General features: G+C 73.5%; 13 protein-coding genes. 9 read left to right on the top strand and 4 right to left on the bottom strand.

The window, feature by feature from the left end; translation table 11 throughout:
- The first annotated feature begins 195 nt into the window (after positions 1 to 195).
- The 5 genes from AC3A5R_RS05685 to AC3A5R_RS05665 all read left to right on the top strand — a co-directional run bounded on the left by AC3A5R_RS05685 (position 196) and on the right by AC3A5R_RS05665 (position 3804).
- Positions 196 to 1059: a hypothetical protein gene (locus AC3A5R_RS05685; RefSeq protein ID WP_487619756.1), complete on the top strand. Its 864-nt coding sequence runs from the start codon at positions 196 to 198 to the stop codon at positions 1057 to 1059.
- 259 nt (positions 1060 to 1318) lie between these two features.
- Positions 1319 to 1921: a DUF1269 domain-containing protein gene (locus AC3A5R_RS05680; protein ID WP_487619755.1), complete on the top strand. Its 603-nt coding sequence runs from the start codon at positions 1319 to 1321 to the stop codon at positions 1919 to 1921.
- Positions 1922 to 2295: 374 nt separating this feature from the next.
- On the top strand, positions 2296 to 2808 hold the full coding sequence (locus AC3A5R_RS05675; RefSeq protein WP_487619754.1) for a DUF1269 domain-containing protein: 513 nt from the start codon (positions 2296 to 2298) through the stop codon (positions 2806 to 2808).
- Positions 2809 to 2839: 31 nt separating this feature from the next.
- Complete coding sequence (locus AC3A5R_RS05670) at positions 2840 to 3328, top strand: hypothetical protein (RefSeq protein ID WP_487619753.1); 489 nt, start codon at positions 2840 to 2842, stop codon at positions 3326 to 3328.
- 89 nt (positions 3329 to 3417) lie between these two features.
- Positions 3418 to 3804 carry a hypothetical protein gene (locus AC3A5R_RS05665; RefSeq protein WP_487619752.1) on the top strand — a complete coding sequence of 129 codons (387 nt, stop codon included), beginning with the start codon at positions 3418 to 3420 and terminating at the stop codon, positions 3802 to 3804.
- A gap of 32 nt (positions 3805 to 3836) precedes the next feature.
- Here AC3A5R_RS05665 and AC3A5R_RS05660 read toward each other — a convergent pair whose 3' ends face one another.
- Complete coding sequence (locus AC3A5R_RS05660; RefSeq protein WP_487620125.1) at positions 3837 to 6794, bottom strand: helix-turn-helix transcriptional regulator; 2958 nt, start codon at positions 6792 to 6794, stop codon at positions 3837 to 3839.
- Between the two features lie 268 nt (positions 6795 to 7062).
- Here AC3A5R_RS05660 and AC3A5R_RS05655 point away from each other — a divergent pair, with 268 nt between their 5' ends.
- Together AC3A5R_RS05655 and AC3A5R_RS05650 are read left to right on the top strand one after the other, a co-directional pair.
- Positions 7063 to 7269: a hypothetical protein gene (locus tag AC3A5R_RS05655; protein WP_487619751.1), complete on the top strand. Its 207-nt coding sequence runs from the start codon at positions 7063 to 7065 to the stop codon at positions 7267 to 7269.
- Between the two features lie 715 nt (positions 7270 to 7984).
- Positions 7985 to 8401 carry a hypothetical protein gene (locus AC3A5R_RS05650; RefSeq protein ID WP_487619750.1) on the top strand — a complete coding sequence of 139 codons (417 nt, stop codon included), beginning with the start codon at positions 7985 to 7987 and terminating at the stop codon, positions 8399 to 8401.
- A gap of 20 nt (positions 8402 to 8421) precedes the next feature.
- On the opposite strand, the gene AC3A5R_RS05645 is transcribed toward AC3A5R_RS05650, so the two are convergent.
- From AC3A5R_RS05645 to AC3A5R_RS05635, 3 genes are all read right to left on the bottom strand, one after another.
- Complete coding sequence (locus AC3A5R_RS05645) at positions 8422 to 8826, bottom strand: SHOCT domain-containing protein (protein WP_487619749.1); 405 nt, start codon at positions 8824 to 8826, stop codon at positions 8422 to 8424.
- A gap of 1 nt (position 8827) precedes the next feature.
- Positions 8828 to 9325, bottom strand: coding sequence for a DUF6325 family protein (locus AC3A5R_RS05640; RefSeq protein WP_487619748.1), 498 nt, complete (start codon positions 9323 to 9325; stop codon positions 8828 to 8830).
- A 125-nt stretch (positions 9326 to 9450) separates the two neighbouring features.
- A complete protein-coding gene (locus tag AC3A5R_RS05635; RefSeq protein ID WP_487619747.1) occupies positions 9451 to 11256 on the bottom strand; it encodes an SLC13 family permease in 1806 nt (601 codons plus the stop codon).
- Positions 11257 to 11512: 256 nt separating this feature from the next.
- Here AC3A5R_RS05635 and AC3A5R_RS05630 point away from each other — a divergent pair, with 256 nt between their 5' ends.
- Positions 11513 to 13036: a leucyl aminopeptidase family protein gene (locus AC3A5R_RS05630; protein WP_487619746.1), complete on the top strand. Its 1524-nt coding sequence runs from the start codon at positions 11513 to 11515 to the stop codon at positions 13034 to 13036.
- A gap of 9 nt (positions 13037 to 13045) precedes the next feature.
- Positions 13046 to 14254, top strand: a complete 1209-nt coding sequence (locus tag AC3A5R_RS05625) for a hypothetical protein (RefSeq protein WP_487619745.1) — start codon at positions 13046 to 13048, stop codon at positions 14252 to 14254.
- Positions 14255 to 14423 lie beyond the last annotated feature (169 nt).

Genomic DNA, 14423 nt, shown 5'->3' with positions numbered 1-14423 from the left:
GAGGAGCGGCACCGGGCGAAGGAGCGGCCCGCCTCGTCCGCCTCGTCCGCCCGGGGTGCCAGCAGGGGTGCGACCCCGGTCGTGCTGCGAGAGAAGAGTTCTCGCCCCACGGGTGGATGTGGGGAAGGAGCGGTGCCTCGTAACGTCCGTGGCGGGCCAGAGCCGCGCCCGTCCCGAGCTGTCCGAGGAGCCCCGATGCCAGCCGCCCGACGCCGCCCACCCTCACCGGCGGGCGTGCGCGCCCTGGTCCGCCCGGCCGCAGGCGTCGCCCTTGCCCTGCTCGCCGTCGCCATCCTGCCGTTCCCGGCTGCCTCGCTGTGGCCCCGCGGCGGGTATCCGGACGTCGCCGCGCTCGGCGCTGCCCTCGCCCGCGGCCTCGAGCACTGGTGGCGGTCCGGTGCGGTCGACGCCGGCCCCGACCTCGAGCGCGCCGTGGCCTTCTGGGCACGGTTCCACGTGGTCAAGGCCGTCCTCGGTGGGGTCCTGCTCGTGCTCGTCCTGCATCTCGCCCGACGGACCTGGCACGAGTACGTGCGCTCGCCGGCCCACGGGCGTCGGGTCCGGCTGGCGGTGGCCGGGGTCCTCGAGGCGCCGGTGCTCCTGCTCGCGGTCCTGCTCGTCGCCGCGAACGTGCAGGGTGCCCTTGCGCCGATGTCCTCCGCCATCGGCCTGCTACCGGTCGGCCGCGTCGACACCGGGTCGAGCGGCGCGGCCGGCGGGCTGGCGAGCACGGTGCGCGAGATCCGGCAGGCGCTGCAGTCTCCGGACGCGTCCGTGCCGCCCGCGCTGACACGCCTGGTCGGCGACTTCGCGGCCTACCACGCGGTCATGGTGGGTGTCGGCGCCGTCGTGACGCTGGCCCTCGCCGGCCTGGCCGTCCGGGTGGGGCGACGCCGCGGGGTCGACGCCGAGCCGTGGCACCTGCGGGGGCCCCGCGCGGTCGCCGCAACCTCGTTCCTCGGCCTCGCCGCTGCGTTCGCCGTCGTCAGCGCGGCCAACCTCAGCACGTTCCTGCACCCGGCGCCCGCGCTCCTCGGCTTCTTCGACGGCGGCGCCTGACGCGCCGCGTCCGGTGGCCCGCCGGATCACGATGACCTCGTGTGGCGGCCGGCGGGCGGGCCGGCTCAGCCACGTGGTGGGTGCAGGCGGGAGTGGGTCCCAGAGGGCAAGGTCCTCTCAGCGGCTCAGCCGCCGGACGGGTCGAACGGGTGATTCCCAAGACGACGCCCGGTGCCGGAGGCGGGGAGTAGCGTGCGAACTGCCGGGCAGCACGAGTTCGGCTGCCGCCGCTGAACCCTTCTCTGGACGAGGAGATGCCATGTCAGAAGATGCAAGCAAGGCCGCCGAGCCCCCGGTCACCGTCGTCGGTGCCGTGTCCGACGGCGCCTACACGCTGCTGATCGCGGACTTCGCGGACACGACGAGCGCGCAGGAGGCCTACGCCGCCCTCAAGGAGGTGGAGGACGGCCGGCACGTCGAGATCGAGGGCGTCATCGTGGTGAAGCGCGAGACCGACGGAACGCTCGAGGTCCAGCGGGCCACCGACCACACCACTCGTCGCGGCCTCACCTGGGGGATCGTCGGCGGGGCTGCCCTGGGCCTCATCTTCCCCCCGTCGATCCTCGGGAGCGCAGCGCTGTTGGGCGCGGCCGGGGCGGCGGCCGGCAAGGTGGGGCAGCTGCACCACCGGCGTGAGCTGGCCGACGAGCTGGAGTCCGCGATCGAGCCGGGACACTCCGGCATCGTCGCCCTCGTCTCCGACCCTGCGGCTGTCGAGCTCCAGCGAGCCCTGCAGATGGCCAACGCGATCGTCGTGACCGCCATCGACGACGTCGTCGCGAAGGACGTCGAAGCCGCGGCCAAGGAGGCTGAGGAGGCCGAGGAGAAGGCCGCCGAACCCGCGGACACCAAGGAGTCCTAGGCAGGGCGACTCCCGGGGGCCTGGTTCTCCGCGCCGCGACGGACGGGCGGACCCAGCACCCCGCTCTAGCCGGCGCTGACGTCCTTGGGGTCGACCATGCCCCGCCGCGAACGTCCGCCACCCTGCGCCGATGGGTCCCGCCCGTAGGGTCCTCGCTGCACGAAAGGCATCCCTTGACGTCGACCGCGCACCTCGACGCCTCCGCCTGCGGCACCTCGACCCTCGGTGACCGCACGGCCGAGAGGGTGGCGGCGCTTGGGCGGGGCACAACTCACCCTGACCGGGTGAGGAGGCCGGCGCCCCCTGCCGATGAGGGTGGGAGTCGTGCCGTCGGGACCGCCGGCACGCCGACCCAGGGACGTGGAGGAGAGCTCATGAGCACGTTGACGGTGTGGAAGTTCGGAACGAGCGAGGGGGCCGGGCAGGCCGAGCGCACCCTGGGGGACCTGCAGAAGCAGCAGCTCATCACGGTCATCGACGCCGCCGTCGTCTCCTGGCCCGAAGACAAGAAGAAGCCGAAGACCCGCCAGCTGCACAACCTCGTGGGTTCCGGTGCGCTGGGCGGCAGCTTCTGGGGATTCCTCTTCGGCCTCATCTTCCTCGTGCCTCTGCTCGGCATGGTCGTCGGCGCGGCGATGGGGGCCCTTGCCGGCTCGCTCGGCGACGTCGGCATCAGCGACGAGTTCATCAAGGACGTGCGCGCCAAGGTCACCCCCGGGACGTCGGCCCTCTTCGTCCTGACGACGAACGCGGTGCAGGACCGGGTGGCCGAGGCGTTCTCCGGCATGAGCGCCGAGCTGCTCGCCACCAACCTCAGCGCCGAGCAGGAGAAGGCCATCCGCGAGGCGTTCGCCGACTCCGACTCCGACGCCGACTCCGAGGGCTGACCCGCGACCCAGGGAGGTTGTGATGCAACAGGTGACCATTCCTTCGTTCATGACGGCGCGGCAGGCGGACCTGCTGCGCGAGACGACGCCGGAGCAGATCGAGGGGCTCGACGAGGACGCCCTGCTCGAGCTGCACCTTCGCGTGCGCCGCGCCCGTGACAAGTACGTCAAGCTCTACCGACGCCGGGGCGCCGCGCTCGTCGACGCCAAGGGTGGCCGCGGGGCAGCGCGTCCGGCGAGCCGCACGGCGGCCGGCAAGGCGGAGGTCTTCGAGCTGGCGCTGGCCCGCGTCAGCGCCCGCGTCGACGTGGTGGCCCGGGCGGCCGCCGAGGAGCTGCGTGAGGCGCGCGTCGCCGCAGCCCGACCGGCCGCCTACCCGGCGCTCGACCCGGCCCCCGGGGGCGGGCCCGGCGACTCCGGCCGGGTGGCGCGCGCCCGCAAGACGACCGGAGGGCTCAAGCGGGACGCGTCGTCACGATCCGCCGGTGCCCGTCGGCAGGCGCGCCGCGACTCGCGTTGACGGCTGCGGTGACGGCCCGGGACGCAGTGGCAGCCGGCGGACGCGCTCGGCTGTCACGACTCCGACCCCGCGCGACGGACCTTGTCGACGTGCTCGCCTACCTCGTGGTGCTCAACCTCGCGATCCAGCTCTTCCCGGCGGTCATCAGCGAGTCGTTCTCCCTCTCGCTGCTGACGGCCGTGCTGCTCAAGCTCGTCCTCGAGGTCGTCGTCGTCGCCAAGCGTCGCGCGCGGGCCGCCTTCGGCAGGGCCGAGAGCGTCCCGGGCAGGGTGGGCGCCGGCCTGCTGCTCTGGCTCGTGCTGGTGGGCAGCAAGTTCGTCGTCCTCGAGCTCGTCGACCTGCTGTTCGGTGACCGGGTGAGCCTCGGGGGCTTCCTCAGCGTCACCGGCCTCATCATCGTGCTGCTCCTGGCCCGGGCCGCGACGCGCAGGATGCTGCGGCCCGCCACCGACGAGGACACGGTGGCCGAGCCCTGAGCGGCACCGGCCGGCTCACCGGAGCGTCGGGCCTACAGCAGACCCAGGCGTCTGGCCGCGCTGACGGCGTCCCGACGCGAGGACACCCCGAGCTTCTCGAAGATCGAGCGCAGCTGCGTCTTGACGGTGTTCGGGCTCACCGACCTCAGCGCCGCGATCTCCTTGACCGTCAGCAGGGACGGCAGGTCGCGCAGCAACGTCTCCTCCCGAGCCGTGAGCGGAGGGTGCGCGCGGGGTGGCACGCCGGTCACGGCCGGGGCCTTCTCGAGCGCCGAGGCCACGAACGGCTCGTGGACGCCGAAGCGTCCCGCGTTCTCCAGCAGCAGCTCCGGCACGCCCGGCACCTCCACGACCGTCCTGACCGAGCCCGCTGGGGCGGCCACGGCCAGGGCCAGCGACAGCTCCTCGTGTGCCACCTCCGGCTGGCGGTTCTCGTGGGCCAGCACCGCCAGCACCAGATGCGCCACGACGAACGCACGCGGCGACGACGACAGGGCCGGCGTCCGCGCCGCCGCACCCGCATCGGCTCTCGCGGCCTCGGAGTCGCCGGTGTGGAGCGCCCGCTGGGCGCTCATGACCAGGTGGCGCTCCGGTGGCAGCAGTCCGGCGGCCAGCTCCTCGATCTCCTCCGCGGCATGGGGGAGGCCGGCGCGCAGCTGCAGCTGGTGGGCGGTGACGAGCTCCCCCGCCGCCAGGGACCCGCTGAGCGACTGCCCGACGCCGGCCCGGGCCTCCTCGAGGACTCGGCGCGACGCCGCCTGCCTGGCACCGGGCTTCGGGTCGGCGACCGACACGTCGAGGTAGGCCTCGAGCAGACGAGGCAGGCGGCCGAGCTGGTCGAGGCTCCGCCGCAGCGCCGAGTCGGGGTCGGGCCCCGACGCGTCGGGCAGGGCCTTCATGGCAGTGCGGTGGACGCCGCGCGCCACCGCGTTGCGGGCCCGGGCCTCGTGGTCGTCGAGCCGTTGGAAGGAGGCCCAGGCGGACAGGACGAACGCGGGTAGGAGCCGTGGCGACTCGTGCCACGCCGAGCCGGCCGACCGCCGCAGCACCCTCTCGGACCACGTCCGCATCCCGGCCACGTCCTCGGTTCCGCTGCAGGCCGCGGCCAGGCCGCTCATCGCCTGCAGCGCCATCAGCTCGTGGCTCGTCCTCTCGGCCGCCTGCAGCACGGTCTCGTAGAGGGCGCTCGCGTCGGAGAAACGCCCCTCGGACAGGTACTGCCCGCCGCGTGCCAGGCCGTCCAGCATCGCGAGATCGGTGCCCTCGTGGTCCAGGTCGGTCGGGATCGTCAGGGCCGGCTCCCGCGATCTGGGCGCCGACGCGCCGGCGCCGGCGCCGTCGAGGGCCGGAGGGGCCTGCGGTGAGGTGGACGGACCGCCGTGACGTCCCGACATCAGGTCGAGGATGCGGAGGCCGAGGCGGGTGAGGTCCTCGAGCCGGCGGTCCGCGTCCACGGCATCCGGCCCCATGGCGTCCGGTGACGACGGCGTCCGGACGCCCGCCGGCGTCGTCCGCGAGACCACGCCCGAGTCCCGGGTCACCGTGCTGCCGAGGGCCCGTCGGGTGCGTTCCAGGTCGGCGAGGTCACCGAAGGCGACGGCGCCGACCCGCGCGGCGAAGTCGTCGTCGACTCCGAGCTCGTCGAGGGCGCGCCGCAGGCTGCGGGCCTGGCCCTCGGCCAGCAGGTGCAGCGACCCGTCGCGGATGACGGTGCGGGCCAAGGGCAGGTCTCCGGCCTGCCGCGCGTGGTCCAGGGCCTTGAGCGGAACGCCGACGTCGAGGTACCAGCGGGCGGCCCTGCGGTGTGCCTCCTGCACCCGCCTGGGTCCTCGCGACGCGAGCAGCAGCAGGAGGTGGCTCCTGAGCAGTGCGTGGTAGTGGAACACCTCGACCCCGTCGGCGCCTCTCGGCGTGCGCGTGACCATCGCGTTGTCGAGGGACAGCGAGCGCAGCAGGCTTGCCGCGTCCGGACGCCGTGCGACGGCCGCGGCGACGTCGGGGCGCACCTCGTCGAGGACCGCGGTCACCTCCAGGAACGCGCGGGTCGCCACCGGCATCGTCGCGAGCACCTCCTCGACGAGGTAGCTGGAGATGGCGCGGTCGTTCTGGGCGAGGTCACGCAGGAAGTCGGCGGGCGCCCGCCCGTTGGCCATCGAGGCTGCCGCCAGGGCCACCCCGGCGGGCCAGCCCTCTGCGAGCTCGTGGAGCCGGTCGATCTCGTCGTCGTCCAGCGCGAGTCCGTGCAGCCGGACCAGCTCGGTGGTCTCCCGGCGGTTGAACCGCAGCTGGCGCTCGCGCACCTCGACGAGGCGCTCGTCGAGTCGCAGCTTGGCCAGGTGCACGTTGGGCTCGGTCCGCGAGGCCATGACGACGTTGAGGGTGGCGGGTGCCCACCGCAGCAGGCGTTCGAGCAGCCCGACGCTCTCGCGGTCGTGCAGCACGTGCACGTCGTCGAGCAGGAGCCACACCGGGCGGGGGTCCGCGCCGGCGCGCGTGACGATCCGCAGCAGCAGGGCGCGAGGCGTCTCCCCTGTCGGGTCGCCTTCGCCGGCGCCCGCCCCGACGCCTTCGCCGGCACCCTCGAGGCTGTCCTCGGCGTCGGTGACGCCTGCTGCGGCCGAGGGGTCGGCCTCACCTCCGCCTGCCGACACCACCGCGTCGAGGAGGGTGTGTGCAAAGGACGCGGGGTCGTTGTCGTCGGCGTCCAACGACGCCCACCCGACGCGGTTCCCCTCGCCGACAAGGGCCTCCGCCCAGGTCGCGAGCAGGGTTGTCTTGCCCGTACCGGCCGAGCCGGCGACGAAAGCCACGGTGCCGCAATCCCGTTCGAGGGCAGTGGCCAGCGGCGACGGTGGCTGCACGTCGGAGCGGTGAACCGTACGGGTCGTCACCGCGGGCCGGCGCAGCTTCGGCGCCAGCCCCGACGCGTGTGGCCGCGCCGCCCTGGCGTCGGACGTAGCCGTCCGGGCCCGGTGCGCCACGGCGGGCATCCGCTCGTGACCGCTGCTCGCTGGAGTCGGGGGCTCGGTGAGGGGTCCAAGCTCCGCCATTGACGCACCTCCGTCTTGCGTGCGGAAGTGGGGCTCGCAGGCGCCGGCGTGCGCCCGACGGGTCCAACGTACCTGCACGATCCGCCGGGCGCCACGAGGCGTCGAAGGACGCCGGTCGGCCTCACTCACCCCCCGCGGGTGAACCGCGGCCCGCGGGCCACCCACCACAATGAGGTCGAGGGAGGGCGGTTCGCGGAGGAGGCCCACCGTGCGGTACGAGTTCATCCTCGCCGAGCGTCTGACCGACGTCGCGCGGGAGGCCTTCCCGGACCTGGACGAGTCGACCGTCGCCGTGGGGGCGCGCGGGAGCGTCCTGTTCGGGGAGATCGTGGACTCCGCGCACCTGCACGGAATCATCGACCGCATCCAGGACCTGGGCTACACCGTCCTGGAGATGCGCTGCCTGCCGGACTGACCGACCGACGGGGTGGGCGGTGACGTGTCGAGCGCGGAGGAGCCGCAGCCTGCGGGGCCGACCATCGGTGGTGCCCCGCCCGCGGAACCTCGGCCCACGGAACCTCGGCCCACGGAGCACCGAGCGTCGGCGTCGTCGGAGCCCGCAGGTCGACGGTGGTGGATGGTGCTGGCGCGGTGGTCGGTCGTGCTGCTCGCCGCCTGGTGGTTCGCGCGCACCGCGCGCCGGGTGGACTGGGGCGGCGTGTGGGGCGCCCTGGGCACGCTCGACGCCGCAGAGGCCGCGGTCCTGCTGCTCGTCGTCGCCCTCCGGGCCGGGCTGAACGCCGGGCCGCTCGCCATCCTCGTGCCCGGGCTGGGACTGCGCCACGCGGTCGCCAACGACCTGTCGGCCAACCTCGTCGCCACGGTCGCACCACCGCCGTCGGACGTCGTGCTGCGCCTGTCGATGCTCCGAGCGCGGGGCGTGGACGCGGCTACGGCCGTCCCGGGCATCGCGCTCAACACCGTCACGTACTACGTGGCCCGGTTCGGGGCCCGGTCCTGGGAGCCGTCGTCGCCGTGCTCATCGGGTCCTACCAGCCGGCCTACACCGTGCCGGTGGTGGTCGGTGCCGTGGTGGCCGCGGCGGTCCTGGCCGGACGCTGCTCGCCCGTCGCGGGGGGACCCAGGCGGCCGGCGTCGCCCGGTGGCTGGGGACCAGGCTGCGCCGGTTCGTGCGCTCCATCGACCCGGAGGCCTGGGCGCGGTGGGCGAAAAAGGCCGTGGCGCAGGCCGACCGCGCCCTGGCGCGCGGCCTGCCGGCCGTGCTCGCCTGCCAGCTGGCTCTCGTGCTGACGGAGCCGTTGCTCCTGCTGCTGGCGCTGCGCTTCGTGGGCGTCCCGGCCTCGTCGGCGCCTGCGGCGCAGGTGTTCGTCGCGCTCCTCAGCTCCTACCCGCTGACCGCCCTGCCGTTCGCCGGACTCGGCGTCCTCGACGCGGCGGTCCTGTCCGTGCTTGCGCTGGAAGGGGATCCGGTCGCCGTGGCCGGCTTCGTCGTGTTCCGCGTCAGTTGGATCCTCGTGCCCCTGGGTGCCGGGGTCGTGACGACGGTGGTGTGGCGCCGGCGCCGTCTCGGCTCTGGAGCCGACTGACCCGATGACTCGGACGCCGGTCACATGCCGAGCAGCGTCGCCTTCGCCTGAGTGAACTCCGCCTCCGAGAGCAGCCCTTGGCGGCGCAGCTCGGCCAGCGCCAGCAGACGCTCGATGCCGTCGGGTCCCGTCGGTGCCGCCGCGGGCGACGCGTCGGGGGTGGTCGCCGCCATGCGAGCGGGAGCCGCCGGCGGCCGTGCCCCGGGAGCGGATGCCGCTCGAGAGGGGGCCGCCATGGCGGCGGCGCGCTCGGCCGCCTCCTGCACGATCTGCTCGTGCTGGGCCGCAGCAGCGGCCCGCGTGTGCGCCTCCCGCTCGGCGGCGCTGCGCTGCATGCTGCCGGTCACCGCGTTGGCCGTGCCGGCGATGACCGCCGTGCGGGCCATGGTGCCGAGGAGGCCGGGCCGGCCGGATCGTCGTCGCACGTCAGGACCCTTCCCGCGCAGCGGCGACCGCACGCGCGATGTCGTCGTGGGGGATGCGGACGAAGGAGGCCAGGCGTCCGGAGGACCGCCGCACCGCGGCGCCGAGCCGGGCCGCCCAGAGGTTCTCCCACACGACGACGAGCGCACCGGCCCCAGGCTCGAGGGCGGAGGCGATCTCGTCGAGGTCGCCGTCGCTGAGGAGGTCCAGCTCGCCGGCGGGGTCGATGCCCGCGAAGGCGGCCGCCGCCGGGCTCTCGTCCACCTCGAGCACCCGTGCGCGGCCGTCGGGGTCGGCGACGACGAACGTCAGGTCGACGACGCGGACGACCCCGCTGCGGTGCAGGTCGACGATCGCCGGGGCGACGTCGGGATCGGGCTCGCCGGAGCCCATGACGATGACCGCGACGTCGACGGGGCCGATGTCGTCCCAGGCCGAATCGGCGCCTTCCGCGTCAGCCGCGCTTGTCGGCGGGTCGGCGGCCGGCATGGTGTCCGTCATGGTGACACTCGCTTCCGGGAGAGCGAAGGGGAACCCCGCCAGTCTCACGGAGGCCGCCACGCGCGGCCTTCACCCCGGCAGGGTGAAGGGCACCCGCGGGCCGAGGCACCGGGCGACCCTGTTCCTCAGAACGACCAGACGAGCGGGATCACGACGAGGCACACGACGAGCCACGCGACGAGGACGGTCAGGCCAAGGCGCCAGTAGTCCCCGAACCGGTAGCCGGCCGGACCCATGATCATCATGTTCGCCGGCGTGGCGATCGGCGTCAGCAGCGCTGCGGCGCCGGCGACGGCGATGAGCATGAGCACCGGCTCCACCGAGACCCGTGCCTCCGTGGCGGCCGCCACGGCGATGGGGACGACGATGAGGACCGTGGCCGTGTTGCTGATGACCTGCCCGATGACCGCCGTGAGGGCGAAGAGGGCGACGAGGAGCAGGTACGGCCGCCCCTGCCCCACGACGTCGATGAGCCCGCCGGCGATGAGGTCGGCGGCGCCGCTCGTGCGGATGGCGGTCGAGAGCGGGATGAGGCCGGCGATGAGCACGACCGTCTCCCACGACACGGCGCGGTAGGCCTGCGGCGCGGTGATGACCCGCAGCAGCACCATGAGGGTGGCAGCGGTGAGGCCGACGACGGCCGGGGTGGTCCACCCACTGGCGAGGACGACCACCATGCCGAGGAGCACCGCGACGGCGAGGCCCGAGCGTCGGCCGAGCGGGACGGCCTGGCGGCGCACGACATCGGGCGCGTCGACGAGGAGCACGTCGCGGTCGTCGGCGAGGTGGTCGATGGCCGTCCACGAACCGTGCAGGAGCAGGGTGTCGCCGGCGACGAGCTCGACCTGCTGGGCCCCGAGGTCGCGTCCGACCCGGCGGATCGCCAGCACGACGAGGTCGGGGCCACGCAGCTGCCCCGGGAAGGTGACCTCGCCGACGAGGGGGGAGCGGGGCGGCACGACGACCTCGCTGACGCCCATCTCACGCGTCATGAGGTCGCCGGACGCGGTGGTCAGGGGCCGCATGACGACGGCGAGGTCCTGCTCGACGACGAGGGCGCTCACCTCCTCCGAGTCGCCCGTCACGACGAGGATGTCGTCCGCCTGCAGGACGTGGTCGGCCGGCAGCACCTCACCGCCGGAGCCCTGCGTGCCCACGAGTGCGACCCGGCCGTGACCGGGGACGGCACCCGTCGGGGTGGCGCGCCCCACGTACGGCGACGCGGCCCCGACGCGGAGACGGTAGAACCCGGCGTCCAGCTCGTAGTAGTGGGCCAGCCGGCTGGCGTGGCGGCTGAGGTCGGGCGAGGGGGAGGCCTGCGTCCGGTCGGGCACGAGACGCGGCCCGAGCAGGATGCCGATGAGCGCGGTCACGGCGACGAGCGGCACTCCGACCAGGGCGAACTCGAAGAACCCGAACGGCCGGCCGTCGGCACCGGCCGCCGCCTCTGAGACGATGACGTTGATCGGGCTGCCGGTGAGGGTGAGCAGGGACCCCGCGCTGCCGGCGAAGACCATCGGCATCAGCATCCGCGAGGACGGGCGGCGGATCCGTGAGGCCAGGACGACGACCATGGGCAGGAGTGCCGCGACCGAGCCGTTGAGCGTGATGAGGGCCGTCAGCGCGGCGCAGAGCAGCATGACGGCGGCGAGCAGACGCGTCTGTCCCTGGCCGACGAGCCGGATGAGCCGGTCACCGGCCCACGCGGTCACGCCGGTGGCGTCGATGGCCTCGCTCACGATGAACAGCGAGGCGATGAAGACGACGACCGGGTCACCGAAGCCCGACAGCGCGGTCTCGGCGTCGACCACCCCGGTCGTGAGCAGCGCCAGCGAGGTGAGCGCCGCGACGACCCCGACCGGCAGCCGGTTCCACACGAACAAGGCGATGACCGCGCCGAGGATGACCAGGCTCGTGCCGGACGCGCTCACCGGTGGACCTCGGCCCGCGGCGCGCAGCTCGTGCCGCAGCCCGCGAGGCCGGGCCCCGCGGCGAGGGCGAGGACGAGGGCGGCGGCCGGTCGGCGCATGCGCGATTGTCGTCCCGCCCGGTACCCCGCCGGCTTCACCTGCCGGGGGTGAAAACGGTGCCGCACCGCCCGGGAGCACGACGGGGTCACCCCGTCGGGGTGAGGCGGCTGCGCCCGCCGACGGCCATGCTCGAGCGTGTCCGGACCTAGGAGACGCGATGAGCAGACCCGCCATGTTCGCCTTCGACCCGATCCCGTCCTTCCGGCGCGGGGTCAGGGTCTCCGTGGAGACCGAGCTGCCGCCGCCCGAGGACGCCGACGCCGTCGCGGTCCCCGTCGTGCCCGGCCAGGCGCCGCCCGAGACCGTCGGCCACGACGCCGCATCCCTCGCGCTCGCCGGGTTCACCGCCGAACGAGGGCAGACGCTCGTCCTACCGGCGCAGGAGGGACGCGTGCCCGTCCTGGTCGCCGTCGGTGAGGGAGAGACCGTCGACGCCGCACGCGTGCGCGAGCTGGCGGCCGGCTTCGCGGCCGCGGTGCCACAGCGCAAGCGGCTCGCGGTGAGGATGCCCGAGCGCGAGCTGTCCGTGACTCCAGCGCAGTTCGCCGAGGCGGTTGTCGAGGGTGTGCTGCTGCAGCGGTGGCGGTTCTTCCTCGGCAAGGGGCACGACGAGCCACTGCTCGAGTCGCTGACGGTCATCGCTCCCGACGCCGTGCGGCAGGAGGTCGAGGAGGGGGTCCGGCTCGGCACGGCCCTCGCGCGGGCGGCCGCCCTGGGCCGTGACCTCGCGAACTGCCCCGCGACGACGCTGAGCGCGACGCGCATGGCGGACGTCGCCCGCGAGGTCGGCGCGCAGACCGGTCTCACGGTCGAGGTCTTCGACAAGGACGCGCTCGTCGAGATGGGCTGCGGCGGGATGCTCGGGGTCAACCTCGGCAGCGTCGAGCCGCCGGCTCTGGTGCGCCTGCACTACCGGCCCGGGCAGCCCACCGGTCGGCTCGCGCTCGTCGGCAAGGGCATCATGTACGACTCCGGCGGCATCAGCCTCAAACCGAGCGACGAGTCGCACGCGCAGATGAAGAACGACATGACCGGCGCCGCCACGGTGCTCGCCGCGATGCAGGCCCTGCAGTCACTGGACTGCCGCACCGAGGTCATCGGCTACCTGTGCTGCACCGACAACATGCCGTCAGGCTCGGCGATGAAGCTCGGCGACGTCCTCGTCACGCGCAACGGCACCACGGTCGAGGTGAAGAACACCGATGCGGAGGGCCGCCTCGTCATGGCCGACGCCCTCGCGCTCTCGGTGGAGGACGGCGTCGACGCGATCGTCGACATCGCCACCCTGACCGGGGCGTGCCTGCGGACCTTCGGCGTCGACATCGCCGGGCTCATGGGCAATGACCGCGACCTGGTGGCGCAGGTCCGCGAGGCCGGCGCGTTCGTCGACGAGCCGGTCTGGGAGCTGCCGCTGCACCAGCCCTACCGACGCCAGCTCGACTCCGCCGTGGCCGACCTGACCAACCTCGGCGGCCCGAATGCGGGCACCATCACCGCCGGGCTCTTCCTCCAGGAGTTCGTGGACGGGGTCCCATGGGCCCACATCGACATCGCCGGAACCGCCCAGCTTCCCGCCCCGGACGCCTGGCGCAACAAGGGCGCCAGTGGTTTCGGGACACGACTGCTGACCCAGCTGGCCCTGACCTTCCGGCCGCCGCGGCCCGCCGGCGCGGAGCGGTAGGGCGGCGCCGTGAACCCGGTCCTCGCGTTCGTCGTGGTCATGGCGGTCTGGACCGTCAGCGAATTCGTGGCGAAGAAGACGAAGTCGCTGCTGTCCAGCCTCTTCGTCGCCTCGATCATCTTCCTGGTCGGGTTCCTGACCGACGTGTTCCCGGAGGACCTGCTCGCCAGCTCGTCGCTGCTGGCGCTCGCCGGGGTCGTCGTCGGCTTCATCATCGTGCACCTCGGCACGATGATCAGCCTCGACGACTTCAAGAAGCAGTGGAAGACGTTCCTGATCGGCGCCTCGACGGTGCTCGGCATCGGGCTCGCTCTCTGGCTGGCCAGCCTGGTCTTCGGGCACCGGATCAGCGGCAGCGCGGCCGACGGCTACGCGCAGGCGCTCGACTTCGTGGTGGCCGGAACGGGAGCGCTGAGCGGCGGCACCATCTCGGTGATCATCGTCCAGGAGGCTGCGCTTGGCGTCGGACTCACCGCCATCGCGGTCTTCCCGGTGCTCATCGCCGCCCTGCAAGGCCTGATCGGCTTCCCGTTGACGTCGATCATCCTGCGCAGGGAGGCCGCGAGGCTCAAGGGCGAGTACCGCGCTGGAGCCCTGGCCGTGGCCCATGAGGCCGAGCAGGGCGCGGCGTCGGAAGGAAGGCTGCCAGCGGTGTTCCGCAACACCCCGGGGACCCTGTTCGTGGTGGGCGTCGTGGTGCTGGTCTCACTCGGGCTGAACGACTTCACCGACGGCATCCTCAACACCTTCGTCGTGGCGCTGATCTTCGGCATCCTGCTTCGCACGTTCAGGGTCTTCAAACCCTCGGTGCTCGCCGGGATCGACTCGCTGGGACTGATGATGCTCGCGATCATGATCCTGGTCTTCGGGCCGCTGGCCACCGTGCAGGTGGCTGACCTCAAGGCCCTGGCCTTCCCGCTCGTGCTGGTCTTCGTCTTCGGCGTCGCCGGCATCGCCGGCACCTCCGCCCTCGTCGGCAAGCTGCTCGGCTACAGCATCTCGATGTCGGTCGCGATCGGGCTCACTGCGCTCTACGGCTTCCCGGGCACGATGATCCTGTCGCAGGAGGCCGCCAAGGGTGCAGGGGAGAGCCCCGAAGAGGTTGCCGCCATCGAGCACGAGATCCTGCCGAAGATGATCATCGCCGGGTTCTCGACAGTGACCATCACCTCCGTCGTCGTCACCAGCATCATCGCGGGCCGGATCGGGTCTGGATGACCTCTGCCTCGCCGCAGGACCCGAGCGGCCTCCCGGACGCGTCCGGCGACGGAGGTCAGGGCTCCCCGGCGCCGGGTGCTTCCGCGTCGGGACGGCGACTGCACGACTGGGGCAGGCGAGCGGGCGCCCGTCTCCGGGAGGCCCGGCCGTCCCGGTCCGCCGGTCTCTC

This window comes from Intrasporangium sp. Soil_C_50, from assembly GCF_057656595.1.
This window is presented reverse-complemented; position numbering and strand designations above follow the sequence as displayed.

Bases quoted from the DNA above. Each gene is read 5' to 3' on its own strand.
- AC3A5R_RS05685 (WP_487619756.1), top strand. From the start codon at position 196: ATGCCAGCCGCCCGACGCCGCCCACCCTCACCGGCGGGCGTGCGCGCC.
- AC3A5R_RS05680 (WP_487619755.1), top strand. From the start codon at position 1,319: ATGTCAGAAGATGCAAGCAAGGCCGCCGAGCCCCCGGTCACCGTCGTC.
- AC3A5R_RS05675 (WP_487619754.1), top strand. From the start codon at position 2,296: ATGAGCACGTTGACGGTGTGGAAGTTCGGAACGAGCGAGGGGGCCGGG.
- AC3A5R_RS05660 (WP_487620125.1), bottom strand. From the start codon at position 6,794: ATGCCCGCCGTGGCGCACCGGGCCCGGACGGCTACGTCCGACGCCAGG.
- AC3A5R_RS05640 (WP_487619748.1), bottom strand. From the start codon at position 9,325: ATGACGGACACCATGCCGGCCGCCGACCCGCCGACAAGCGCGGCTGAC.
- AC3A5R_RS05630 (WP_487619746.1), top strand. From the start codon at position 11,513: ATGAGCAGACCCGCCATGTTCGCCTTCGACCCGATCCCGTCCTTCCGG.